Source organism: Demequina lignilytica (genome assembly GCF_030418375.1).
GTDB classification, from domain to species: Bacteria; Actinomycetota; Actinomycetes; order Actinomycetales; family Demequinaceae; genus Demequina; species Demequina lignilytica.
Genome location: NZ_JAUHPZ010000001.1, coordinates 416,295 through 439,490, shown reverse-complemented (window position 1 = coordinate 439,490; position 23,196 = coordinate 416,295). Strand labels below are relative to the sequence as shown.

Below are 23,196 nucleotides of genomic sequence, written 5' to 3'. Positions count from 1 at the left end.
CCCCGTCCGGTGCTCTCGGCGTCCTGACGCGACGGGCGCTCGCGCTCCTCGGGAATGCCGCGGCGCCGTGAGACGCTGACCACACCCGAGGAGGGGATGGTCATGGCTCAGACGTCGCACGGGCGCCGCCGCGCGCTGCGCGCCGCGATCGGCAGGCGCCGCGGGGTGGCGGGGGACATCCCGCCGGTGGTGACGGAGGCCCCCGCCGCGATCCGGGTGGTGGACGGCGTGCGCGTCGACGGGGACGATGCGGACGGCGGCTACCGCGTGATCGTCCAGGCGCAGCCGACCGCGGAGTCGATCACCGCGCTCGCCGACGACTGGGGCCTGCACCCGCTGCTGGCGGAGGACCTCCACCACGCGGGCCAGCGGCCCAAGCTCGAGCGCTTCGGGGACGTCACCTTCATCGTCGCGCGCGCCGCCTGGTACGTGGACGCGAGCGAGCGTGTCGAGCTCGCCGAGGTCCATCTGCTGGTGCGCCCGGACGCGGTCGCGGTCCTGTGCCAGGACTGGCGCTGGATCGACGGCAGCGCGGCCCCGGACCTGACCGACGGCCCCGGCGGGCTGCTCGAGGACCCGGAGCTGCTCCACCACGGTTCCGCGGCGTTCGCTTACCGGGTCCTCGACCGGATCGTCGACGGCTACGGTCCCGTGCTCGACGGGCTCGCGCTCGACCAGGAGCAGATCGAGCGTCAGGTCTTCACGGGCGAGGCGACGGTGACCGAGCGGATCTACCGCCTGAGCCAGGAGGTGGTGGACCTCAAGCACGCGTGCGCGCCGCTGGCGGCCGCCGTGGGGACCCTCGTGCGCCGTCATGCCGAGGACGAGGACGATGCGCTGGCCGCCTACGTCGCCGACGTCGCCGACCACCTCACGCGGGTCGACGCCGAGGTCACCGAGCTGCGCGCCTCGCTCGCCCAGATCCTCGACGTCAACGCGACCCTGGTCGCGCAGCGCCAGAACGAGGACATGAAGAAGATCTCGGGCTGGGCCGCGATCCTGTTCGCGCCCACCCTGGTGGCCGCGATCTACGGCATGAACTTCGACCGCATGCCCGAGCTGCACTGGGCGTTCGGCTATCCGCTCGCCCTCGCCACGATGGTGGCGTTCGGCGTCGCCCTGTACACCGTGTTCAAGCGGCGCGGATGGTTCTAGCCGCGCCGTCCCGACGAAGGGAAGCCACATGACCGTCGACCGGCCCGTCCGCATCGCCGTCCAGATCCAGCCCCAGCACGCCACCTACGAGACCATCCGCGCCGCCGCGGCGACGCTCGAGGGGATGGGCGTCGACGTGCTGTTCAACTGGGACCACTTCTTCCCGCTGCGCGGCGAGCCCGACGGCCTGCACTTCGAGTCCTGGACCATGCTCGCGGCGCTCGCCGAGCAGACCAGCCGCGTCGAGATCGGTGCGCTGGTCAACTGCAACAGCTATCGGAACGCCGATCTGCAGGCGGACATGGCGCGCACCATCGACCACATCAGCGCCAAGGGCGGCACCGGGCGCTTCATCTTCGGCACGGGCTCCGGCTGGTTCGAGCGCGACTACGACGAGTACGGCTACGACTTCGGCACGGTGGGTGGACGCCTCGACGCGCTCGCCGACGCGCTGCCCCGTATCGAGGCGCGCTGGGAGCGGCTCAACCCCGCGCCCACCCGGAAGATCCCGGTGCTCATCGGTGGCGGCGGCGAGAGGAAGACCCTCCGCATCGTCGCCCGGCACGCCGACATCTGGCACTCCTTCTCCGACGCCGCCACGCTCGAGCGCAAGCTCGGGATCCTCGCGGAGCACGGCCGCGCGGTCGGCCGCGACGTGAGCGAGATCGAGATCTCGACCGAGGTGAGCCGCATGACGGAGGCGCAGGCGGGCGAGCTGCACGCGCTCGGCGCGACGCTCTTCACGATCGGCCTCAGCGGCCCGGACTACGACGTCTCCCGCGTGGAGCCGTGGCTGGCGTGGCGCGACCGCCTCAACGGGTCCTGAGTCAGACCTCCACCGCGTCCGGAGCCGCGAGCTCGGCCGCCGAGGACGACGCCCACCGCTGGATCGGCGGCTGGTCCGCCGGGCGCGGCCCGAGGGAGATCAGCTCGCGCTCGTCGTAGGCGTCGAAGTCCGCGCGCACGTGGGCGTGATGCTCCCGGAAGAGGTCCCCCGTGAGGCCCCAGACCAGCCGCTGCACGCCCGCCGGCAGGCCGGAGAGCTGATGGCCCGTGATGCCCATCGTCACCCGCGCTCCCTGCGCGAAGTGGTAGAGCCGGCCCATCCAGGGGGCCGCCGCATCGTCCCGCGCCGTGAACTGGAACGATCCCGTGAGGTAGGGGTACGCGGCGAGGCCGAGGTGCTCCTTGCCCGAGGGCGGCGTGTACCGGTCGCCCCACAGCGCGATGTGGTCGACCACGTCCGCGAGCTCGGGACGCATCCGCAGGTCGACGGCGACGCCGGTGCCGGCGACCACCACGTCGAAGCGGTGCTCGACTCCCGCGACGTCGACCACGACCTCGTCGCCGTCCATGCGGGTCGACAGCCAGGGCGAGCCGAGCGCGAACGAGTAGTCCGCGTGCTCGAAGCAGCGCCAGATCGAGCTCTGCGTCGACGGCTGGTCGATCTCGAGGACCTTCCGCATGAAGTCCCACTTGTCCGCGTCGTCGAGGTCGCAGAAGTGCTCGACGAAGCTCGCGTACTCCATCCATCGGAGAGGATTCACGGCGGGCATCTCGGGGCGTCGCATGAAGTGGGCGACGGATGCGGCGCCGTGCTCGAGCGCGGTGCCGGCGACGTCGAACGCGCTCGCCCCGCCGCCGAGCACGCCGACGCGCACCCCGCGCCAGGCGTCGAAGTCGATCGCGTGCGACGTGTGCGCCCAGGCGCTGTCGGGGAGGTGGCCGAACAGGTGGCGGGGCACGGCGATCCCGCCCGCGCCCTCGAGGCCGGTCGCGAAGATGACCCGCTGCGCGAGGACCTCGCGGTCGCCGTCGGGGCCCGCGAGGGTCGCGGTGAACGGTCCGTCCGGGTGCGCGGGCGGCGCGACCGCGGTCACCGTGGTCTCGTTGACCACGTCGATCCCGGTGACCTCGCGGTAGAACTGCAGGTACTCCTGCCAGTCCACGCGCGGGATGTAGCGGATCGCGTCCCACCGCTCCTGTCCGTAGGCCGCGACGAACCAGGAGCGGGGCGCGAGCGACGGCACGTCGTCGTCGGGGCCCTTCAGCATCTTCGGTGTGCGCAGCGTCCGCATGCGGGCCGAGGTGCTCCACGGCCCCTCGAGCCCGGCCGGTGCGGCGTCGACCACCAGCACCCGGCGCACGTCCTTGCGGGCGAGGGCGAAGGCGAGCGCCTGACCGGCGTGGCCGCCGCCGACGATCAGCACGTCGAGCACCCCGTCGCCGGGGGAGGGGACCCAGTCGCGGCCGCCGTAGTCGAGGAGGTCCAGCTCGTCGCGGATCCGCACCTGGAGGGCGGCGAGGCGGGCGTCACGGTCGATGAGGGGCATGGTTCTCCTTCGCGTCCAGCGGGGCGCCGACGCGGGCGCGCCGGCGTGCGCGCCGGGGAGAACCCTCATGTCACCGCATTACCCGGAGCGTGCTCCGCACCGTAGCGGGCGCGCGTTTCGGGGGCGTGACGATGCGGTTGCGCGCAGGTGCGGAGGCCTCGGGAGGAGCGCGGTCAGGGGCGGGCGCCGTGGATCTCGGTGTGCAGGCGCTCCATGCGGGCGTCGAGCTCGGCGGCGGTGCCCGCGGCCTCCTTGAGCTCGTCGAGCAGCTGCGCCGGCACCTCGGCCGAATACTTGTAGTAGATCTTGTGCTCGAGGCTGGCCCAGAAGTCCATGGCGATGGTGCGGAACTGCACCTCGACCGGCACGGACACCGGACCGGAGGAGAGGAACACCGGCACCTCGACGATCGCGTGGAGGCTCTGGTAGCCGTTGGCCTTCGGGTGAGCGATGTAGTCCTTCACCTGCCGCACCTCGACGTCGTCCTGGCGCGTGAGCAGGTCGAACAGCCGGTACACGTCGGTGACGAAGGCACACGTGACGCGCACACCCGCGATGTCCGTGATGGCCTCGCGGACGCTCGCGAGGTCCGCCGCCACTCCCTTGCGGCCGACCTTCTCGATCAGGCTCTCCGGAGTCTTGACGCGGCTGTCGACGTGCTCGATCGGGTTGTAGTCGTGCAGCGCCTGGAACTCGTCGCTGAGGATCGACAGCTTGGTCTCGATCTCCCGCAGTCCGAACTCGTACTGGAGCAGGAAGCCCTGGATCTCGTGCCGCGCGACGCGGATCTGATCCGCGGTGACGGGGGCGCCGATGCCTCCGCTCATCAGGGTCAGCGCGGTGGTCGGCGGTGCGTCGGTCATCGGTGTCCTTCCGTCGGGCGCCACGGCGGCGTCCCCTCCGCCAACTCCCGGGGCACCCGCCAGGTTCCTGGTCTCGGCGCCGCGCTCCGTGGTTCTCGCGGGGTCCCGGGTTACCCTCACCCCGTGACCACACCGGGAGACGACGAGCCGCGGCGGATGCCCCCGTCGATCCAGCCGCGCGGGGCCCAGCGTCCGCCGGCGCCGCAGCGCCCAGCGGCATCGGCGCGGCCCGCGCCGCCCCCCGCCGGGGCGCCCACGCGCCGTTCCACCGGGGCCTTCGACACGTCCCAGCGCGGGGCGGCGCCCGCGGGCCGACGGCCGGCCGACCCCGCATCGTCCCCTCGCCGGAACCCGCCCGCGCAGACCCCGGTCGCGGCGACCCGGGTGGCGCCGCCCGGCGCCTACGACGCGCCTCCGCCCGGCGCGCCGCCGTCCCGCACCGCGCCTCCCGCCGCCGCGCCGCGCCGTCGTCGCCGGCACCGTCTCCGGACCGTCGTGCTCGTGGTGCTCCTGCTCGTGGTCGGGTCGCTCGTGTGGTTCGCCGCCTGGGCCTCCGGCCGCATCCAGCACGTCGAGGCGCTCTCGGGTGCGCCGGACACGCCTGGGCGGACCTACCTCATCGTGGGCTCGGACTCGCGCGAGGGATGGGCGGAGAGCACGGTCGAGGGCGCCCGCACCGACACGATCATGCTGCTGCACGTGCCCGAGTCCGGCCCGACGGCGCTCGTCTCGATCCCGCGCGACTCGTACGTCCCGATCCCCGACCACCAGGACAACAAGATCAACGCCGCGTTCAGCCTCGGCGGCGCGCCGCTGCTGGTCGAGACCGTGGAGGACCTCAGCGGGCTGACGGTCGACCTCTATCTCGAGATCGGGTTCACCGGGGTCGCGGACATGGTCGACGCGGTCGGCGGGGTCGAGCTCTGCTACGACCGCGACGTCGACGACCCGAAGAGCCAGATGGAGTGGACCGCGGGCTGCCACGAGGCCGACGGCGAGACGGCGCTCGCGTTCTCGCGGATGCGCTACTCCGATCCGCTCGGCGACATCGGCCGCACGCAGCGTCAGCGACAGGTGGTGAGCGCCGTGGCGTCGGAGGCGCTCGCGCCGGGCACGCTCCTCAACCCGTTCCGGATGGTCGCGCTGACGTCCGCGGGGCTGGACGCCTTCGCGGTGAGCGAGGGGTCCGGGGTGGTCGACCTGGCGCGCGCCGCGTTCGACATCCGGGGGGGCCTGGCCGGCGACGCCGTCACCGGCACTCCGCCGATCAGGAACATGGGCTACTCGGTGGCCGGAGTCGGGTCGACGGTCCTGCTCGACCCCGACACCAGCCCCGCCTTCTGGGAGGCCGTCGCCGAGGGCACCTTCGAGCCCGGATCGGAGATCGGCGGTCTCGAGTAGCGGCGCGGGCGCGGGCGAAACAGCCGCGTCACCTGGCTAGGGCACGATAGGCGCATGGCTCTCCGTCCCCGCCTCCGCTCGGCCGTGTCCTGGATCGACCCGCTGGTCGCGATGATCATCGGCGTCCTGATCCTGGGCCTGGTGCTGCCCGCCGACGGCGGGGTCGCGGACGTCCTCGAGCGGATCACCGACGGCGCGATCATCCTGCTGTTCTTCCTGTACGGCGCCCGCATGTCCACGTCCGAGGTGTGGGCGGGTCTCAAGAACATCCGCCTGCAGGGCTCGATGCTGGCCTCGACCTACCTGGTGTTCCCGCTGCTCGGGCTCGCCATCACCTTCATCCCCGACGCGGTCCTCGCCCCCGATCTCCAGACGGGGCTGCTGTACCTGAGCCTGCTGCCCTCCACGGTCCAGTCCTCGGTGGTGTTCACCTCGATCGCGCGCGGCAACGTCGCGGGCGCCATCTGCGGAGCGACCGTGTCCAACGTGCTCGGGATCGTGCTCACGCCGCTGCTGGTGGGCGTGCTGATCGTGGGCACGGGCCAGCAGGGCGACGGCGGCGGGGGCGTCGCGGGCACCCTGCTGATGCTGCTGGTGCCGTTCGTGCTCGGCCAGATCGCGGAGCGGTGGATCGGGCCGTGGATCCGCGCGCACAAGAACCTCACGAAGGTCACGGACCGCGGCACCATCCTGCTCGTCGCCTACGGGGCGGTCTCGGAGGCGCAGGTGTCGGGCACCTGGGACCACATCACCCCCGTCGCGCTGGTGATCCTCTTCGCGGTGTGCGCGGCCCTGCTCGCCGTGATGCTGAGCCTCAACTGGTGGGCCGGCGCGCGCATCGGTCTGGACCGGCCGGACCGCATCGCGCTGCTGATGTGCGGGTCGAAGAAGTCGCTGGCGACCGGCCTGCCGATGGCGTCGGTGCTGTTCGCCCCGGCGGTGGCGGCGTCCGTCGCCCTGCCCGTGATCCTGTTCCACCAGATCCAGCTGTTCACCTGCGCTGTGCTCGCACGCCGGCTCGCGGCGGCCGAGGAGGAGCCCGCCCGCGTGGGTTAGGGCCCGGTCGGCGTCACGCCTGGGTCGCCCAGATCCCCGCGGCGACCATCAGCACCACCAGGCCGATGCTCCCGATCGCGACGGCGCTGGACAGCCGCCGGATGCGCGGCTCCTTGACGATCTCCTGGTCGAGCCGCCGCTCGCTCAGGGCGCCGGCGAGCCGCTCGTAGCGTTGGACGGCGTGCTCGGTGCCGCCGGAGGCGCGCGCCGCGGTGCAGTCGGCGCAGTCGCACATCCCCGCGATGGCCTTCGCGGGGTCGTGAGCGGCGGACGTCATGATCGTCACCCTAGCGAGAGCGACCGGGTCACTCGACGTTGCGACTGGGCCGGTTCGCGCTGGTGCCCCACCGGATCGCGCGGGTCGCGACGCCGCCGCTCGCGGGGCCGAAGGTGCGGACGCCCCAGGAGTCACGGCCGAGCATCGTCCGTGCCCAGTCCGGCAGGAGCGCGACGGCGCCCGCCGCCAGCAGCGCGTACGGCGCGCGGGCGGCGCGTCCGAGCGGCGGCTCGCTGAGCAGGAAGTCGGCGGCGTCGAGGGCGGCCGGGGTGGCCTCGAGCTCGGCCCGGTAGGAGGCGATCGCGGCCTCCAGCTCGGCGACGGTCTCGGGGACCTCGACCGCGCCGAGCGCGCGCGCGACCCGGGCCCCCTGGGCGACGTACTCGTCGCAGCCTGCGGCGTCGAGCGGGCGTCGCCCGTAGCGCTGGTGCGCGGCGAGGAACGAGTCGGCCTCCGCGATGTGGACCCAGGTGAGCAGGTGCGGGTCGCTGGCGCGGTACGTGCGGCCGTCGCGGGCCTTGCCGCGCACCCGCTCGTGGATCGCGCGGATGTGATCGACCGTCGCCTGCGCATCGTCCGCGGTGCCGAACGTGGTGAACGCCAGGAACGTCGACGTCCGTGCGAGGCGCCCCCAGGGGTCGCCACGGTAGCCGGAGTGACCGGCGACGCCGGCCATCGCGAGCGGGTGCAACGACTGGAGCAGCAGCGCGCGGAGGCCGCCGATGTACATCGACGAGTCCGCATGCACCCGCCGGATCGCGCTGCCCGCGGGGAACCAGCGGGGACCGGGCGTGAGGTGGACGCGGTCGCGCGCCGCGGGTCCATCGGGGCCCGCCACGCGGAGGAACAGCGCCTCGCCCACGCGGCGCCGGGCGCGCGTGACGGGGCTCGCGGAGGTGGCCATGCCCTCAGTATCGCCCGCTCAGGAGGGACGATGCGACGGTCACGATTCGGTCGCGGTGAGGCCTTGTCCGGTGGGACGGCGACGGCGCGGCCCTACCATGTGAGGCGCCGGACTCGTCGTCGAGCCGAGGAGACCGGGCGCGTGGCCGGACTCGCCGGCGAGAACAGGGGGCCGACCCCTCGGACGGAAGCGAGCAGGATGCGGAACGGGCGTGTGGCGCGATGCTGGCGGTGGACCGCCTCCCGCTGGGGGCGCGCCTACGCCGCCGTCGGCGCCGTCGTGGTGCTGAGCTCGGGCCAGGGCTTCCGCTACCTGCTCGGCATCCCCCTGTACCTGATGATGTGCGCGGCGACCGTCGCCGCGATCGTCGTCGCGTTCCGCCATCACCTCGACCGGGTGCGCGTGCCCTGGCTGATCGTGAACTTCGTCGCGCTCGCCGCGATCACCCTGCTGTGGTCGGAGACGCGCGCGGTCACGGCGCTCGCCACCGTCGCGCTCGCCGTGGTGACGCTGGTGGCGGCGACCATCGTCTCCACCACCGGACGCACCCAGGTGATGGCCTACCTCTACCGCGGGCTCCAGGTCTCGATCGGGTTGGGGCTGCTGTTCGAGCTCTACGTCGCGGTGGTGCTCCGCGAGCCGTTGGAGCGGCGCGCGGGCGATCTCGCGAGGCTGTCGAGCGTCGACCCCGGCGCGCTGCCGCCGTGGTCGGAGAACCTCCTGCTCGCGGGCGGCCCCATCCAGGGCTTCGTGGGCAACCGCAACGTGTTCGACTCGCTCGCGCTGCTCGCCGGGATCATCGCGGTGGTGCTGCTGCTCGAGCGTCGGGTGCGGCGGCTCGACGGCTTCCTCACGCTGGCGGCGGTCGCGCTGGTGCACCTGCTCACCATGTCCGCGACGGTGTCGATCGCGATGCTGTACGTCTCGGTGCTCGCGGCCGCCGCGCTGCTCATCCGGCGGGCGCCGGTGCGGCGCAAGCGGGTGCTGTCGTACCTGGTGCTCGCATGCTCGGCGGTGGTCGCGGTGGCGACCATCAAGTTCCGCGCCGAGATCTTCGAGATGTTCGACCGCAGCGCCGACGCCACCAACCGGGTGTTCATCTGGGATGAGACGATGCGCCTCGCGATGGCGAGGCCCGAGGGCTGGGGCTACGTCGGCTACTGGCCGATCTGGCACGAGCCGTACCGGTCGGTGGTCGACCACGTCGGCGTGGTGGTCCCGCACGGCCACAACGCGTTCCTGGACGCGTGGATGCAGATGGGCCTGATCGGGCTGGCGCTGCTGCTGGTGATCGTGGTGCTCACGTTCGGGAGCGCCTGGCGGCTGGTCGAGCGCGCGTCCGCGGGGGACACGTACATCCCGCTCGGCTGGGCCCTGCTCACCGCCGCGATCGCGCTCGAGGCGCTCGCGGAGTCGCGCATGCTGGTCGACTGGGGCTGGTTCCTGCTGGTGGTGCTGTACTGCTCCGGGCCGCAGGCGTTCACGCTCACGGTGGTCGATCCCGAGCTGGTGCGCACCGGCGCCCCGGCCGCCGAGCGCGACACGGGGGAGGACCCCGTGCTGGTGCTGTCCCGCCGCACCTGAGGCGATCGAGACCGTGCTCGCGGCACCCTTGACTTGGTCACTATCGCGATATATCGTGACTGAAACACGATAGAGAATGAGAGAGTGGGCATGAAGAACCACATGAAGCATCAGCACGAAGCCTGGCGCGCGGGGGACGACGAGGCGTGGGGTCGCGGCCGCCACGGCGGATTCGGACCGGGCGACGGGGGCGAGGGTGGCCGCGGGCGGCGCGGCGGCTCCGGCGGTCGTGGCGGCCACGGCGGGCCCGGCGGACGCCGCGGCGGCAGGCCCCGCGGGGACGTGCGCAGCGCGATCCTCCTGCTCCTCGCGGAGCAGCCGCGGCACGGGTACGAGCTCATCCGCGCGATCGAGGAGCGCAGCTCCGGCGCGTGGGTGCCCAGCCCCGGCTCGATCTACCCGACGCTGCAGGCGCTGGAGGACGAGGGCCTGGTGGGCATCGAGACCGTCGAGGGGCGCAAGACGGCCTCGCTGACCGCGGCGGGCCGTGAATGGGCGGCCGAGCACGCCGCCGAGATGGAGGCCCTGTTCTCCTCGCCCGAGGGGCACGAGTCCGCCGCCGCGCTGCGCCAGGAGCTGGGCGCGCTGCGCGAGGCCGCCGTCCATGTCGCGCGCCAGCCCGGCCGTCCAGAGCTCGCGGCCCGCGCCGTCGAGATCCTCGCCGCCGCGCGCAAGGACCTGTACCGGCTGCTCGTCGACGACCAGGGGTGATCCCGCGGCGCCCCGCCGCGCCGCGCTCCGATAACGGGGTGATCCGCATAGTGTCGCGGCGTTCGGAACGGATGCCGAGGGGGCGACGATGCGGTGGGCGGGGCTGCTGGGGGCCATGCTGGGTGCGGGTCTGCTGGCCGGGTGCGCATCGGCGGCCGCGCCCCTGACGACCGCGCAGGGCGCCGACGTCCCGTCGGCTCCTCCGTCGCCCGCGGCGACGGGCGGAGCGTCCGCCGCCCCCGCATCGTCGGCCTCGCCGGCGACGACCCGCGGCACGGCGTATGCGGCGGCGCTCGACCTGACGGTGAAGGGTCGCGCGCCGCAGACCGGGTACTCGCGGGACCAGTTCGGGTCGGGCTGGGTGGACGTCGACCGCAACGGGTGCGACACCAGGAACGACATGCTCCGGCTGAGGTTGACCGGGCTCGAGACGTCGGGCCCGTGCACCGTGCTCGCGGGCGTGCTCGAGGACCCGTTCACCGGGACGCTGATCCGCTTCGAGAAGGGTGGGGCGAGCGAGGTGGACATCGACCACCTGGTGGCCCTGTCCGACGCGTGGCAGAAGGGTGCCGCGCAGTGGCCGTTCGCCAAGCGCGTGGCGTTCGCGAACGATCCGCTCAACCTCGAGCCCGTGGACGCGGGGGAGAACCGCGCGAAGGGCGACGGCGACGCCGCGACGTGGCTGCCGCCCGCGACGGGCTTCCGCTGCGCCTACGTCGCCCGCCAGGTCGCAGTGAAGGCCAAGTACGAGGTGTGGGTCACCCGGGCCGAGCTCGACGCGATGCTGCGGGTGCTCGACGCGTGCCCCGGCCACCCGCTGCCGGCGCCGGGCGACCAGCCGGTGCTCGCGCAGAACACGGGCGGGCCGGCGCCGACGCCTGCGCCGCCGGTCTCGACCTCGGATGACGCGCTCGCGCCGACGGGTGAGGGGGACGTGGCGGTCGACCCGCGATACGACACCTGCCAGGAGGCCGCGGCCGCGGGATACGGCCCCTACGTCGACGGTGTCGACGCCGAGTACGGGTGGTACCGGGACGGTGACCGCGACGGGACGGTGTGCGAGCGATAGCTGCGGGGCGGTGCTCGCGCGTGCGTCGCCAGATTAATGCCGACTATTGACAAATTTCGGTCGAGCCGGTCATATGGGTCATGTGCACGATGACGTGAGCGCGACCTGGACAGGTGCCGCCGGACCTCGAACGGTCCCGCGGCGATCCGCGCGCGAGGGGGCCTTCCGCGGTCCGGACGGTCGCCTGACGGCCCTGCCGCGCACCTGCCCGCACCGCCGGGACCAGCCCTGAGCGGACCCTCGCGCTCTCGCTCCAACGTGCCCCGCAGCCTCCCGGCGATCGCCGGGCGGGATCCAGTCAAGGAGGACTGAAGATGACAAGAATGGGCGGCCTCAGGATGAGGTCGATCGCCGGCGTGCTGGCCCTGGCCGCGGCAGCCTCGATGCAGAGTGCGGCCGTGGCCGCACCCGCCGATGCGGAGCCGGCCGGGGCGGTGCAGCAGAGCGGGACGGCGCCGTTCGCCGTCCAGGGCTCGGGCATCAGCATCACCAATGCGGGAGCGTCGACGGTGGTGCTGCGTGCGACGGGGTCCGCGCGGTGGACCATCGCGTCTGGCACCGACGTGACCTCATGGTTCGTGAACCCGGACGGGACGCCCGCGTTCACAGACGTCGACGGCATCGCTCGCGCCTCCGTCTCCGGCGACGGGCGTCAGATCACCGTGAAGGTCGACGCGTCGCAGATCGACGGGTTCACCGCCAACGGCTCGGGCACGCTCGCCGTGCTGCCGCCCGAGGGGGCGCTCGCGCTCGTCTCCGGTGCCTACGTGCCGGTCGCGGTCGAGGTCGGCGAGTTCGCGCTCCCGTCCATCACGGTCGAGAGCAGCCTCTACGGCAGCGCGTTCACCCACAGCAAGAGCACGCTCAAGGAGCGGCTCGGGGGAGCGGTGACCTACGCCGCCGACAGCGAGGCGACCGTCACCGTCGACCTCGACGGCTTCAAGGCGAGCCACCTCGACACCAGCGGCGCCACCGTCGCGCTGGTCGACGGCGACGGCTACTTCACCTCGGAGTACACACTCAGCGCTACCGAGCTGGAGACGTCGGGCGCGGACGGCGAGCTGACCTACGTCCTCGATCAGGGCGACCTCATGATCGACACGGGCGACTACCTGATCACCGACACGGACAGCGCGCGCGAGTGGAGCTGCCTGGGCGGGGACGGCCGTGGCAACTACTACTTCAACCTCGAGGTGAGCGGCATCACCTACAACGGCCTGCCGGTCGCCGCCCAGACGTTCCGTCTCCACGTCTACATCTACGGCCAGGACTACTCGGGCGCGGACGCCGAGAAGGTCGCGGCGGGCCTGCCGGTGGTGGCGGACATCGCGCCTCTCGCCGACAAGGTCGACGACGCTCCGGCGGCCGGGAACGCGCCCGTCTGGACCTGGGTCGGCGCGGGCGAGAAGCCGAACCTGGTCGACCACCTCGCCGACGATGTGTACGTGACGTGGCCGACGGACGTCGACGCCTCCGCCGTCGGGGCCGAGGACGTGACGGTGACGCTGCGCAGCGAGCATGGTGACGAGCGGGTGCTCGTCCCGGGTGACGACTTCCTGGTGGACTCCTCGGAAGGCGAGACGCAGGTCGCGCTGACCTACGTGAACTGGGCGTTCGTCCCGGTCTACACGACCATGACGGTCGAGGTCGACCCGGCGGCGCTGCGTGGAGCGGTGCCCTCCGGCGCCCACCAGATCGCGACCTACGACATCGCGAGCGTCTACGCGTACATGGCCCAGCAGGGCGGCGGCGGCACCACCGTCGACGGCACGGTCACGGCGTACAGCTTCTACGGCGTGGCGAACCTCGAGGAGGCGAGCCAGGTGCTGAACGACGTCACGTACACGCTGCGTGCGACCGTCGACGGCGCGACCCTGTACTACGCCGCGGGCGGGACGCTGACGGATGCTGCCGCGTCCGCCCAGGTGTTCGACGGCAACGGGGTCGAGGACCGCAACGTTCAGCTGATCGGCAACACGGGCTACAACACGTCGCGCGTCGACCAGACCGTCGACCTCGAGGTCGGTGGGCAGACGATCACGTTCACCAAGGTCTACGCGGGGGGTCGGGCCAAGGCTCCTGCCGACACGGTGGGCCTCGAGGCGCTCCCGGGCTACGTCATCGACGCGGGCGCCGCGAACTGGCTCACGCACGAGAAGTGGTCGTGGATGGAGGTCTTCCGCGGCACCGACATGAGCGGCTGGCGTGGGCTCGAGCCGCTCCCGCACGGTGCGCGCTTCACGCAGCCGGTCGTGCGGGGGACCAGCCAGCAGTTCACGCTGGCCGGCGACCCGGACGTCACCTGGGCGATCGCGGGCCCGGTGAGCCCCGGCACCTTCGTCGACCAGGACGGCCTGCTGACCGTCGCGGAGGACGAGGAGTCGACCTACTTCGCGGTGTACGCGACGTCGACCACCGACTCCTCGATCTACGGGGTCGGTGCGGTGGCGATCTCGGTGCGCTGACCGGGAATTGACCAGGGCGCGCCCGGTCGGGCGAGTCGGTGATCACGGCTCACGACGAGATCACCGGACCCCGGCCGGGCGTCGCCGCGCCCGGTCAGGAGCCGACCAGCGGCACCTCGTCGGGGGCGCGGAGCACCACCTGACGCCCGAGCTTCCAGGCGCCGATGCGCGTGGCGTCCTCTCCGTGGATCGCACGTTCGAGGCGGGGGTTGAACTCCGCGATGTGGCGGGCCCGGGTCTCGATGAGTTGCTGGACCGGCGGGCGCAGCCAGGGCTCGAGCCGCGGCAGGAACCCGCCCAGCACCACCAGGTCCAGGTCCGTGTAGTTGCTCATGGTGCCGATCGCGGCCGCGAGCGCCCGGCCCGCGACGTCGATCGCCTGGACGGCGCGCTGCTCGCCCGCGTCGAGGCGCCGGACCAGCTCGTCGAGCACCTGGTCCTGGTCGGCCCGGGCCGCCAGGTCCTCGAGGCCCGCGGCCCTCGCGATCGCGTGCAGCCCGAGGAACTGCGTGAGGCAGCCGCGAGCGCCGCACTCGCACGCGGGACCGGCGAGATCGACGCAGATGTGCCCGCACTCGCCCGCCATCAGGTGCGACCCCAGATAGACCTCGCCGTCGATCACGAGCCCGCCGCCGATGCCTCCGTCGCCCTTGACGTAGGCCATCGCCCGGGCCGCGCCGGGGCCGCGGTCGGCATGCTCGGCCAGCGCGCCCAGGCGGCCGTCGTTCATGATGATCGGCGTGGCCGGCCTCTCCAGCAGGGCGCGCACGGGCTCGAGGATCTCGGTGCGCCCGATGCCGAAGTCGATCGCGGATCCGATGGTGGTGCCCGCGACCACGGGTGCGGGCACCGCGATCACGATCGCCGCCTGCCACGAGTCCTCGTGCTGCGCCAGGAAACCCTGCGACGCGTTGACCGCCTCAGCGAGCGCGCGCACGACGTCGCCCGGCTCGCCGGTCCGCACCCCGTGGCGTCGGCGCAGCTCCCAGATCAGCTCGCCGCCGAAGTCACGGATCTCCGCGATCGTGTCCTCCGCCGTGAGCTGGACCACGCTCACCACCACGCGGGAGTGGTTGAGGTGGAGCACCTTGCGGGGGCGGCCGCGGCCGCCGGTCGAGGTGGTCTCGCCCGACTCGATGAGGATCCCGCGCCCGATCAGCTCGTCGACGATGCTGGACACCGTGCCGCTCACCAGGCCCGTCGCCGCGCGCAGGTCCGTGCGCGAGGCGGGGCTCTGGGCGTCGAGGGCGCGCATCACGAGCGAGAGGTTGGTGCGGCGCACCTCCGCGGTATCGGCCGGCCCGTTCATGGCCTCATCCTCGCGCACCTGGGGTCGCGCGCGCCCGACGGCGCACGGTGGTCACCGCGATGCCACCCGGGACTCGAGGCCGAGCCGCACCGAGGGCCACTCGCGATCGAGGATCGAGAACACGACCGTGTCGCGGATCGAGCCGTCGGTCCAGACCTTGTGCTGGCGCAGCACGCCGTCCTGGTGGGCGCCGAGCCGGGCGATCGCCGTGCGCGACTGGTGGTTGTGCCAGTGCGTGCGGAACTCGACGGCCATGCAGCCGAGCGCGTCGAACGCGCGCGCGAGCAGCAGCAGCTTGACCGCCGGGTTGACCCCGGTGCCCTGAGCCTCGCGGCCCAGCCAGGTCGAGCCGATCTCCAGCCGGCGGTTCTCCGGGTCGAGGTTGAGGTAGGTCGTCATCCCGACCGCGCGCCCGGTCCGGGCGTCGACGATCGCCCACGGCGCGACCGCATCGTCCCGCTGCTGCGCGAGGCGCCTGTCGATCTCGGCGGTCATGGTGTCCGGCGAGGGGATCGACGTGTACCAGAGCGTGTGCAGGTCGCCGACGGCCGCGCACAGGTCGTCGTGGTGAGCGTGGGCCAGCGGCTCGAGCCGCGCGAGGCGATGGGACAGGACCGGGGCGGCCGAGAAGGTCACGACGCCTTCGCGGCCTTCTTCGACCTCTTCGCCTCGGCCTTCGCCTCCTTCTTGGCGGCGGCCTTCTGCTCGGCCTTCTCGACCTTGTCGGCCGCGGCCGCGGCGGCCGCTGCGCCCACGATGCCCGCGCCGTTGAGCAGCTCGGCGGGCACGATCGGGGCTCGCAGGCGCAGCTTCGGCAGGAACATGTGGTGCGACTTCGAGATGCCGCCGCCGACGATGATGAGGTCGGGCCACAGCAGCCGCTCGATCTCCGAGTAGTACTTCTGGAGCTCCGCGATCCACTGGTCCCAGTCGTAGCCGTAGCGGTCGCGCGCGGACTCCGCGGCTCGCTCCTCCGCGTCGTGGCCGTCGATCATGATGTGCCCGAGCTCGAGGTTCGGCACCAGTGTGCCGTCGACGATCATGGCGGTGCCGATCCCGGTGCCGAGCGTGGTCATGAGGATCGAGCCGTTCTGGCCGTGAGCGGCGCCGAACTTGTACTCGCCGTAGCCGGCGGCGTCCGCGTCGTTGAGCACGTGGACGTCGTGCCCGGCGTAGTCGCGGATGATCGCGCGCAGGTCGGTGCCGATCCACGAGTCGTCGACGTTGGCGGCGGTCTTGACGATCCCGTGCTGGACCACGCCGGGGAAGGCCACCCCGATCGGGGTGTGCTTGCCGGGGGAGAACTTCGCGATGACGCGCGCCACGGTCTTGGCGACGGCGTCCGGGGTCGCGGGCTGCGGCGTGGGGATGCGGTACCGGTCGTCCGCGAACTTGCCGGTCTTCAGGTTGACGGGCGCGGCCTTGATGCCGGTGCCGCCGATGTCGACGCCGAGGGCGATGTGCTTGCTCATGGCAGTGTCAGGATCTCCGGTCCGGTCTCGGTGATGACGATCGTGTGCTCGAACTGGGCGACCCAGGAGTGGTCGTCCGTGACCACCGTCCAGCCGTCGTCCCATTCGTGGTTCTCCTCCGAGCCCATGCACAGCATCGGCTCGACGGTGAAGACCATGCCCGGCTCGATCACGTCGGCGTGATGAGGGGCGGCGTCGTAGTGCGGGATCACCAGGCCCGTGTGGAACGCGGGTCCCACCCCGTGCCCGGTGTAGCTGCGCACCGACTCGAAGCCGAAGCGCGAGGCGTACTTCTCGATCACGCGGCCGATGATGTTGACCTCCCGGCCCGGCTGCGCCGCCTTGATGCCGCGCATCATGGCGTCGTACGTGACCTGCACGAGCTCCTGCGCCTCCGGGGTGCCCTCGCCCGCGATGAACGAGCCGCAGTTGTCGCCGTGCACTCCGCCCGTGAACGCCGTGATGTCGACCTTGACGATGTCGCCCTCCTCGATCACGGTCGAGTCCGGGATGCCGTGGCAGATCACCTCGTTGACGGAGGTGCACAGCGCCTTGGGGAAGGCCGGCCGCCCGGCGGCCCCCGGGTAGCCCAGGGTCGAGGGGTACGCGCCGTGGTCGAGCACGAACTCGTGGCCGATCCGGTCGAGCTCGTCCGTGGTCACGCCGGGCACCACGTGGCGGCCCACCTCGGCGAGCGCCTGCGCCGCGATGCGCGCGCTGACGCGGATCCTCTCGATGGTCTCGGGGGAGTGCACGTCGCCGCCCGTCCATAGCGCCGCCCGCGTCTTGCCGACGTACTCGGGGCGGGGGATCGATGACGGGACATCCCGCACGGGGGTGACGGTGCCCTTGGAGATGCTCTCGCGTACGGGGCTCATACCTGGCAGTCTATTCACGGAGGCGATGCCGATGTCCACCGAAGCCGAGCAGCCCGTCGAGTACTGGTTCAACACCCGCACCCGCATGGTGGAGAAGGGGCGCCAGAGCTCGTGGGAGCACCTCATGGGTCCCTACGCGAGCCCGGAGGAGGCCCGCCACGCTCTCGAGATCGCTCAGGCGCGCAACGAGCTGTGGGACTCCGACGAGGACTCCTGGGGCGACGACGACTCGTAGTCTGCGCGCCGAGCTCGGCTTCTGGCTCCTCGTCGCGCTCTTCGTCCTGCTGATCGTCGGCACCGTCGACATCGCCGCGCGGCTGTGGTCGGGCGACCTGACGCTGTGCGCCGCGCCGTGCGATGCCGGGGCTGTCGACGGCCTCGCGCTGCTCGCCTGGTACCTCGCGATGACCGGCCTGATCCCGATGACGGGCGTGCTCTCCTACTGGCTCGTCAGGTGCGTCGTCGGGTGGTGGCGGGCTCGGCGGGGGGACGATGCGACGGTCGCCTCTCACGGCGGCGGCGGGTGGCTCCTCGCGATCGTGCTGCTGCTCGTCGTCAACCTCGCGGGCATCGCGCTGCTGGTCGCGGACGCGCTCCACGCCGAGGACGTCGCCGGGCGCGCGAGGTCCTGGCTCGACGTCGTCACGCTCGCGTCGAACGTCTGGGTGCTCGTGTACTACGCGCGACGACGCAGGTGGGACGGGGCGCCGATGACTCTGCGGGCGTGAACGCGACCGCCGTCGCCATCCGCCGCGCTAGACGTGGTCGCGCCAGGAGTGCTCGGGCTCGTAGCCCAGCAGGCGCCGCGCCTTGTCGATCGACAGCATCGTCTCGTGCTCGTCGAGCTCTTTGACCACGGGGACGCCGGGGAACTCGGCGGCCGCCAGGTCCGCGGACGCGCGCGACATCACGGTGTCGGCGTTGGCGATCACGAAGCGCTCGAAGCCGCGGGGCTCGTAGTCGAGAGCCCGTGACACCGCCTGCGCGCCGTCGCGGCCGTCGATGTAGCCCCACAGGTTCCATCGCCGCAGCGCCGGGTCCGCGTCGAAGCCCGGGAACTCCGCGTAGTCGTCGACGTCCATGACGTTCGAGAAGCGCAGCGCGATGATCTTGAGGGAAGGATCCCAGCGGCACAGCTGGATCGCCATGGTCTCCTCGAGGTGCTTCACCAACGAGTAGTTGGACTCCGGCCGCGCCTCGTAGTCCTCGTTGACAGGGATGTAGGGCGGGGGAGTGTCGAAGGGGAGACCCAGCACGGTCTCGGAGGACGCGTAGACGACGTTCGTGATGCCCGCCCGGCGCGCGCCCTGGAACACGTTGAAGGTCGCGAGCATGTTGTTCTGGAAGGTCGCGGTGTCGGTCATCTGGCCCGGCGCGGGGATGGCGGCCAGGTGGACCACCGCGTCGACCGCGCCGTAGGCGTCCTGGACCCCGAACATCGCGTCGAGGGTCTGGCCCGCGTCGGTGAGGTCGATGCGGACGTAGTCCCTCGCGGGCGCGATGGGCTTGGCGTCGAGGCGGTGGACGTCGTGACCCTCGGCGCGCAGGCGCGCGACCACGTGGCGGCCCAGCTTTCCTTCGGACCCGGTGACGAGGATGGTGCTCATGATCAGCTCTCGAACGTGTGCTCGGGCGCGGGGAACGCGACGGACTTGACCTCGGCGACGTAGCCGGCCGCCGCATCGTGCAGCGCCTGCCCGACCGCTCCGAACTGCTTCGAGAAGCGGGGGTGCCAGTCGCCCACGCCCGCGGCGTCGAGCCAGACGAGCACCTGACCGTCGGTGTCCGGCCCGGCGCCGATCCCGATGGTCGGGATGTCGAGCGCCTGGGTCACCGCGCGCGCGGCGGGGGCGATCACCATCTCGAGCACCACGGCGAAGGCTCCTGCCTCCTGGAGCGCGAGCGCGTCGGCGACCAGCTCCTCGACGCCGTGCTCGCCGCGCCCCTGGATGCGGCGACCGCCGAGGGCGGTCTCGCTCTGCGGGGTGAACCCGAGGTGGCCGCAGAAGGGGATGCCCGCGTCGGTGACGGCCTTGACCTGGCGGGCGATGCGGCGGCCGCCCTCGAACTTCACCGCGCTCGCGCCGGTGGCCTTGATCATGCGGATCGAGGACTCCACCGCCTGCTCGGGGGAGACCTCGTAGGTCCCGAACGGGAGGTCCGCGACCACGAACGCGCGCTCGGCGGCCCGCGCGACGGAGCGGGTGTAGGGGATCATCTCGTCGATCGTCAGCGGTACGGTCGAGTCGTAGCCCATGACGTTGTCGCCCATGGAGTCGCCGACCAGGAGCATGTCGACGCCGGCCGCATCGAAGGCCTTCGCGGTGGGGAAGTCGTACGCGGTGAGCATCGTGATCTTCTCGCCACGCTGCTTCATCTCGCGGAAATGATGGATACGGACCTTCTTCGGACTCGTCATGGTGTCCAGCCTCTCACGAGGGCGCAGGTGCGGCCGCAGATGCGGGCCTTCGCGCAGGCCTCCGGTACCGCTGCGCCGGCGCTCCCGTATTCATGCGCGAACGCACCGGCGCGGGCCGGGCCGCCGGACGCGGAGGAGCCCGTTCGTTCGTGCATGAAATCGGGAGCGTGGCCGCAGGCACCCCCGCACCCGTCGCGGAGGGGGGCGGCGCGGGGCCGCGGGTCGTCCGGGCCGGGCTACTCGGCGAGCTCCCGCCAGCGGTTGGTGATGGGGAGCCGGCGGTCGCGGCCGAACGCCAGCGCCGTCACCTTCGGTCCGAGGGGGTACTGGCGCCGCTTCCACTCCGCGCGGTCGACCAGCTGCAGCACCCGCTCGACCACGGCCTCGTCGAAGCCGCGGGCCAGCAGCTCGGCGCGGCCCTCGGCGTGCTCGACGTAGGCGTCGAGCACCTCGTCGAGCAGCTCGTACGGCGGCAGCGAGTCCTGATCGGTCTGCCCGGGGCGGAGCTCGGCCGACGGAGGCTTCTCGATCGACGAGACGGGGATGGGCGGGGTCTCTCCGTTCGCCGCCGCATGGGCGTTGCGCCAGCGCGCCAGCTCCCAGACCCGCGACTTGTCGACGTCCTTCAGGGGAGCGAAGCCTCCGATCGAGCCCGCGTCGTAGATGGTCGCGTAGCCGGTGGCCAGCTCGGACTTGTTGCCCGGCGCGATCACCAGGTGCCCCTCCTTGTTGGACAGCGCCATGAGGATCACGCCGCGCAGCCGCGCCTGCAGGTTCTCCTCGGCCACCCCCTCGAGCGCGAGCTCTCCCTGGAAGGCGTCGACCAGAGGTGCGATGGGCTGCACCCGGTAGTCGGCGCCGATGCGCGCGCACAGGTCCGCCGCATCGTCGCGCGAGTGCTGCGAGGAGAACGACGACGGCATCGACACGCCGACCACGCGCTCGCCGCCGATCGCGTCCGCCGCCATCGCGGCGGTCAGCGCGGAGTCGATGCCTCCGGACACCCCCAGGACGATCGAGCGGAACCCGTTCTTCTCCACGTAGTCGCGCAGCCCCGTCACGCAGGCGCGGTAGACCTGCTCGGCGTCGGAGGCGAAGTCGACCACCGGCCCCTGGACGGGGACCGCGCCCGGCTCCGGCGCGTCCCACACCAGCAGCGCGTCCTCGAAGCCCGGCGCGTTCGCCATCCAGGCCCCGTCGGCCGCGACGATGAACGAGTGACCGTCGAACACCAGGTCGTCCTGCCCTCCCCACAGGTTCACGTAGGCGAGGGGCGCGCCCACCTCGGCGGCCCGGCGGCGCGCGAGATCGGTCCGGACCCGGCCCTTGCCCTCCTCGAACGGCGACCCGTTGAGCACCAGCAGCAGGTCGACGTCGAGGGCCGCGAGCTGCGCGACCGGGCCACCGTCCTGCCAGATGTCCTCGCAGATGACGATCCCGATGCGGGACGACGCGGCGGTGATGACGCAGGCGTCCTCGCCGGCGGCGAAGATCCGCCGCTCGTCGAACACGCCGTAGTTGGGCAGGTGGTGCTTGTTGTAGCGGGCGGCGACCTCGCCGCCGGTGATGACCACCGCCTGGTTGAACGGCAGACCGGCGCGCGACACCCCGAGCGTGCCGAGCACGACCATCAGGCCGCCCATGCCCTCCGCGTCGAGGGTCGCGGCGATCTCCTCGGTCGCGCGGGCCGCGGCGCGCTGGAAGCTCTCCCGCAGGGCCAGGTCCTCGATCGGGTAGCCCGTCACCACCATCTCGGGGAAGGCGACCACGGTGGCGCCAGCCTCATGGGCGGCGCGGCACCGGTCAAGCACGAGTGCCGTGTTACCAGCGATGTCACCCACGCAGGGGTTGACCTGGGCGAGCGCGAGGCGGAGCGTCGACATGGAGGAAGCCTACGCGTCGCGGCACGCGGGCCGCGGACACATGTTCGTCACACAAATGGTGCAGGATGGGCCGCATGGACAAGCAGCAGGAATATGTGCTCCGCAGCGTCGAGGAGCGCGACATCCGGTTCATCCGTCTGTGGTTCACGGATGTGCTGGGCATCCTCAAGTCGGTCGCGATCGCGCCCGCGGAGCTCGAGAACGCCTTCAACGAGGGCATCGGCTTCGACGGCTCGGCCGTCGAGGGGCTGACGCGCGTGTACGAGGCGGACATGATCGCCAAGCCCGACCCCGCCACGTTCCAGATCCTCCCGTGGCGCGGCGAGCGTCAGGGCGCGGCCCGCATGTTCTGCGACATCTTCACGCCCGACGGCGAGCCCGCGCTGTCCGACCCGCGCCAGGTTCTCAAGCGCACGCTCGACAAGGCCTCGCAGCAGGGGTTCAGCTTCTACACGCACCCCGAGATCGAGTTCTACCTGTTCAAGCAGTTCGAGCCGGGCCAGCAGCCGGTCCCGGTCGACCGCGCCGGCTACTTCGACAACGTTCCCCGTGGCACGGCCCACAACTTCCGCCGTGAGGCGATCACGATGCTCGAGAACATGGGCATCTCCGTCGAGTTCAGCCACCACGAGGCGGGCCCGGGCCAGAACGAGATCGATCTGCGCTACGCCGACGCGCTGACCACCGCGGACAACATCATGACGTTCCGCACCGTGATCAAGGAGGTCGCGCTGGAGCAGGGCGTGTTCGCCTCCTTCATGCCCAAGCCGCTGTTCGAGGCGCCGGGCTCCGGGATGCACACGCACATGAGCCTGTTCGAGGGCGACCGGAACGCCTTCCACGAGGCCGGCGCGGAGCTCGGGCTGTCGCTCGTGGCGCGCCAGTTCATGGCGGGCCTGCTGCGTCACGCCCCCGAGATCACCGCGATCACCAACCAGTACGTAAACTCGTACAAGCGCCTGTGGGGCGGGGCCGAGGCGCCGTCGTACGTGTGCTGGGGCGTCAACAACCGGTCTGCGCTGGTGCGCGTGCCCGCGCACAAGCCCGACAAGAGCCAGTCGGCCCGCGTCGAGTACCGGGCGATGGACTCCGCAGCCAACCCGTACCTCGCGTTCTCGGTCCTGCTCGCGGCGGGGCTCAAGGGCATCGAGGAGGGCCTCGAGCTCCCCGACGGCGCCGAGGACGACGTGTGGGAGCTGTCGAGCGCCGAGCGTCGCGCGCTGGGCTACGAGCCGCTCCCGACGTCCCTCAACGAGGCGATCCAGGTGATGGAGCGGTCGGAGCTGGTGGCCGAGACCCTGGGCGAGCGCGTCTTCGACTTCGTCCTGCGCAACAAGCGGGCGGAGTGGGAGTCCTACCGGGCCCAGGTCACGCCGTTCGAGCTCGAGACCTACCTCTCGGTCCTCTAGACGGTCGT

At 72.0% G+C, this 23,196-nt stretch carries 22 protein-coding genes; 11 read left to right on the top strand and 11 right to left on the bottom strand.

Annotated features, from left to right (window positions below; genetic code table 11):
- Window positions 1-102 precede the first annotated feature (102 nt).
- Window positions 103-1,155, top strand: a complete 1,053-nt coding sequence (locus tag QQX13_RS02005; RefSeq protein WP_301152303.1) for a magnesium and cobalt transport protein CorA — start codon at window positions 103-105, stop codon at window positions 1,153-1,155.
- A gap of 28 nt (window positions 1,156-1,183) precedes the next feature.
- The gene (locus QQX13_RS02000; protein ID WP_301152302.1) at window positions 1,184-1,981 is read left to right on the top strand and encodes an LLM class F420-dependent oxidoreductase; all 798 of its coding nucleotides are present in this window, start codon (window positions 1,184-1,186) and stop codon (window positions 1,979-1,981) included.
- A gap of 1 nt (window position 1,982) precedes the next feature.
- Here QQX13_RS02000 and QQX13_RS01995 read toward each other — a convergent pair whose 3' ends face one another.
- Together QQX13_RS01995 and QQX13_RS01990 are read right to left on the bottom strand one after the other, a co-directional pair.
- Entirely contained in the window at window positions 1,983-3,488 is a 1,506-nt protein-coding gene (locus QQX13_RS01995) for an FAD-dependent oxidoreductase (protein ID WP_301152301.1), read from the bottom strand.
- A 173-nt stretch (window positions 3,489-3,661) separates the two neighbouring features.
- Window positions 3,662-4,351, bottom strand: a complete 690-nt coding sequence (locus tag QQX13_RS01990; RefSeq protein WP_436968542.1) for a GTP pyrophosphokinase — start codon at window positions 4,349-4,351, stop codon at window positions 3,662-3,664.
- 123 nt (window positions 4,352-4,474) lie between these two features.
- Here QQX13_RS01990 and QQX13_RS01985 point away from each other — a divergent pair, with 123 nt between their 5' ends.
- Together QQX13_RS01985 and QQX13_RS01980 are read left to right on the top strand one after the other, a co-directional pair.
- Window positions 4,475-5,752, top strand: coding sequence for an LCP family protein (locus tag QQX13_RS01985; protein WP_301144489.1), 1,278 nt, complete (start codon window positions 4,475-4,477; stop codon window positions 5,750-5,752).
- A 54-nt stretch (window positions 5,753-5,806) separates the two neighbouring features.
- Window positions 5,807-6,808, top strand: a complete 1,002-nt coding sequence (locus QQX13_RS01980) for a bile acid:sodium symporter family protein (protein ID WP_301152300.1) — start codon at window positions 5,807-5,809, stop codon at window positions 6,806-6,808.
- A gap of 13 nt (window positions 6,809-6,821) precedes the next feature.
- On the opposite strand, the gene QQX13_RS01975 is transcribed toward QQX13_RS01980, so the two are convergent.
- Together QQX13_RS01975 and QQX13_RS01970 are read right to left on the bottom strand one after the other, a co-directional pair.
- On the bottom strand, window positions 6,822-7,085 hold the full coding sequence (locus QQX13_RS01975) for a hypothetical protein (RefSeq protein ID WP_301152299.1): 264 nt from the start codon (window positions 7,083-7,085) through the stop codon (window positions 6,822-6,824).
- Between the two features lie 28 nt (window positions 7,086-7,113).
- Entirely contained in the window at window positions 7,114-7,989 is an 876-nt protein-coding gene (locus QQX13_RS01970; RefSeq protein WP_301152297.1) for an oxygenase MpaB family protein, read from the bottom strand.
- Between the two features lie 198 nt (window positions 7,990-8,187).
- On the opposite strand from QQX13_RS01970, the gene QQX13_RS01965 reads away from it, so the two are divergent.
- From QQX13_RS01965 to QQX13_RS01950, 4 genes are all read left to right on the top strand, one after another.
- Window positions 8,188-9,573 carry an O-antigen ligase family protein gene (locus tag QQX13_RS01965; RefSeq protein WP_301152296.1) on the top strand — a complete coding sequence of 462 codons (1,386 nt, stop codon included), beginning with the start codon at window positions 8,188-8,190 and terminating at the stop codon, window positions 9,571-9,573.
- A 102-nt stretch (window positions 9,574-9,675) separates the two neighbouring features.
- Window positions 9,676-10,284 (top strand): PadR family transcriptional regulator, encoded by a 609-nt coding sequence (locus QQX13_RS01960; protein ID WP_301152295.1) that lies wholly within the window; start codon window positions 9,676-9,678, stop codon window positions 10,282-10,284.
- An 88-nt stretch (window positions 10,285-10,372) separates the two neighbouring features.
- A complete protein-coding gene (locus QQX13_RS01955) occupies window positions 10,373-11,353 on the top strand; it encodes a GmrSD restriction endonuclease domain-containing protein (protein ID WP_301152294.1) in 981 nt (326 codons plus the stop codon).
- A 314-nt stretch (window positions 11,354-11,667) separates the two neighbouring features.
- Window positions 11,668-13,818 (top strand): hypothetical protein, encoded by a 2,151-nt coding sequence (locus tag QQX13_RS01950; RefSeq protein ID WP_301152293.1) that lies wholly within the window; start codon window positions 11,668-11,670, stop codon window positions 13,816-13,818.
- Window positions 13,819-13,912: 94 nt separating this feature from the next.
- On the opposite strand, the gene QQX13_RS01945 is transcribed toward QQX13_RS01950, so the two are convergent.
- From QQX13_RS01945 to map, 4 genes are read right to left on the bottom strand one after another with little or no spacing between them, the layout of a single operon-like run.
- The gene (locus QQX13_RS01945; protein ID WP_301152291.1) at window positions 13,913-15,127 is read right to left on the bottom strand and encodes an ROK family protein; all 1,215 of its coding nucleotides are present in this window, start codon (window positions 15,125-15,127) and stop codon (window positions 13,913-13,915) included.
- A gap of 51 nt (window positions 15,128-15,178) precedes the next feature.
- Complete coding sequence (locus QQX13_RS01940; RefSeq protein WP_301144481.1) at window positions 15,179-15,763, bottom strand: GNAT family N-acetyltransferase; 585 nt, start codon at window positions 15,761-15,763, stop codon at window positions 15,179-15,181.
- Entirely contained in the window at window positions 15,760-16,599 is an 840-nt protein-coding gene (ppgK, locus tag QQX13_RS01935; RefSeq protein ID WP_301152290.1) for a polyphosphate--glucose phosphotransferase, read from the bottom strand. The genes QQX13_RS01940 and ppgK overlap by 4 nt, the downstream gene beginning before the upstream one ends.
- Entirely contained in the window at window positions 16,596-17,477 is an 882-nt protein-coding gene (gene map / locus QQX13_RS01930; RefSeq protein WP_301144479.1) for a type I methionyl aminopeptidase, read from the bottom strand. Before map ends, ppgK begins: the two co-directional genes overlap by 4 nt.
- Before the next feature lie 31 nt (window positions 17,478-17,508).
- Here map and QQX13_RS01925 point away from each other — a divergent pair, with 31 nt between their 5' ends.
- Complete coding sequence (locus tag QQX13_RS01925) at window positions 17,509-17,712, top strand: hypothetical protein (protein WP_301144478.1); 204 nt, start codon at window positions 17,509-17,511, stop codon at window positions 17,710-17,712.
- A gap of 169 nt (window positions 17,713-17,881) precedes the next feature.
- Window positions 17,882-18,205, top strand: coding sequence for a hypothetical protein (locus QQX13_RS01920; protein ID WP_301152288.1), 324 nt, complete (start codon window positions 17,882-17,884; stop codon window positions 18,203-18,205).
- Between the two features lie 27 nt (window positions 18,206-18,232).
- Here QQX13_RS01920 and QQX13_RS01915 read toward each other — a convergent pair whose 3' ends face one another.
- The 3 genes from QQX13_RS01915 to QQX13_RS01905 form a co-directional block, all read right to left on the bottom strand.
- Complete coding sequence (locus tag QQX13_RS01915) at window positions 18,233-19,084, bottom strand: NAD-dependent epimerase/dehydratase family protein (RefSeq protein WP_301152287.1); 852 nt, start codon at window positions 19,082-19,084, stop codon at window positions 18,233-18,235.
- A 2-nt stretch (window positions 19,085-19,086) separates the two neighbouring features.
- Complete coding sequence (panB, locus tag QQX13_RS01910; RefSeq protein ID WP_301152286.1) at window positions 19,087-19,896, bottom strand: 3-methyl-2-oxobutanoate hydroxymethyltransferase; 810 nt, start codon at window positions 19,894-19,896, stop codon at window positions 19,087-19,089.
- A 236-nt stretch (window positions 19,897-20,132) separates the two neighbouring features.
- Window positions 20,133-21,779, bottom strand: a complete 1,647-nt coding sequence (locus QQX13_RS01905; RefSeq protein ID WP_301152285.1) for an NAD+ synthase — start codon at window positions 21,777-21,779, stop codon at window positions 20,133-20,135.
- A gap of 74 nt (window positions 21,780-21,853) precedes the next feature.
- Between QQX13_RS01905 and glnA the strand changes: the two genes are divergently transcribed.
- Window positions 21,854-23,188 carry a type I glutamate--ammonia ligase gene (glnA, locus tag QQX13_RS01900; protein ID WP_301144473.1) on the top strand — a complete coding sequence of 445 codons (1,335 nt, stop codon included), beginning with the start codon at window positions 21,854-21,856 and terminating at the stop codon, window positions 23,186-23,188.
- Window positions 23,189-23,196 lie beyond the last annotated feature (8 nt).

Coding starts and splice junctions, on each gene's coding strand:
- QQX13_RS01955 (WP_301152294.1), top strand. CDS start 10,373: ATGCGGTGGGCGGGGCTGCTGGGGGCCATGCTGGGTGCGGGTCTGCTG.
- QQX13_RS01960 (WP_301152295.1), top strand. CDS start 9,676: ATGAAGCATCAGCACGAAGCCTGGCGCGCGGGGGACGACGAGGCGTGG.
- QQX13_RS01905 (WP_301152285.1), bottom strand. CDS start 21,779: ATGTCGACGCTCCGCCTCGCGCTCGCCCAGGTCAACCCCTGCGTGGGT.
- QQX13_RS01950 (WP_301152293.1), top strand. CDS start 11,668: ATGACAAGAATGGGCGGCCTCAGGATGAGGTCGATCGCCGGCGTGCTG.
- glnA (WP_301144473.1), top strand. CDS start 21,854: ATGGACAAGCAGCAGGAATATGTGCTCCGCAGCGTCGAGGAGCGCGAC.
- QQX13_RS01975 (WP_301152299.1), bottom strand. CDS start 7,085: ATGACGTCCGCCGCTCACGACCCCGCGAAGGCCATCGCGGGGATGTGC.
- ppgK (WP_301152290.1), bottom strand. CDS start 16,599: ATGAGCAAGCACATCGCCCTCGGCGTCGACATCGGCGGCACCGGCATC.
- QQX13_RS01920 (WP_301152288.1), top strand. CDS start 17,882: ATGACCGGCCTGATCCCGATGACGGGCGTGCTCTCCTACTGGCTCGTC.
- map (WP_301144479.1), bottom strand. CDS start 17,477: ATGAGCCCCGTACGCGAGAGCATCTCCAAGGGCACCGTCACCCCCGTG.
- QQX13_RS01970 (WP_301152297.1), bottom strand. CDS start 7,989: ATGGCCACCTCCGCGAGCCCCGTCACGCGCGCCCGGCGCCGCGTGGGC.
- QQX13_RS02000 (WP_301152302.1), top strand. CDS start 1,184: ATGACCGTCGACCGGCCCGTCCGCATCGCCGTCCAGATCCAGCCCCAG.
- QQX13_RS02005 (WP_301152303.1), top strand. CDS start 103: ATGGCTCAGACGTCGCACGGGCGCCGCCGCGCGCTGCGCGCCGCGATC.
- QQX13_RS01980 (WP_301152300.1), top strand. CDS start 5,807: ATGGCTCTCCGTCCCCGCCTCCGCTCGGCCGTGTCCTGGATCGACCCG.
- QQX13_RS01945 (WP_301152291.1), bottom strand. CDS start 15,127: ATGAACGGGCCGGCCGATACCGCGGAGGTGCGCCGCACCAACCTCTCG.
- QQX13_RS01915 (WP_301152287.1), bottom strand. CDS start 19,084: ATGAGCACCATCCTCGTCACCGGGTCCGAAGGAAAGCTGGGCCGCCAC.
- panB (WP_301152286.1), bottom strand. CDS start 19,896: ATGACGAGTCCGAAGAAGGTCCGTATCCATCATTTCCGCGAGATGAAG.
- QQX13_RS01965 (WP_301152296.1), top strand. CDS start 8,188: ATGCGGAACGGGCGTGTGGCGCGATGCTGGCGGTGGACCGCCTCCCGC.
- QQX13_RS01990 (WP_436968542.1), bottom strand. CDS start 4,351: ATGACCGACGCACCGCCGACCACCGCGCTGACCCTGATGAGCGGAGGC.
- QQX13_RS01925 (WP_301144478.1), top strand. CDS start 17,509: ATGTCCACCGAAGCCGAGCAGCCCGTCGAGTACTGGTTCAACACCCGC.
- QQX13_RS01995 (WP_301152301.1), bottom strand. CDS start 3,488: ATGCCCCTCATCGACCGTGACGCCCGCCTCGCCGCCCTCCAGGTGCGG.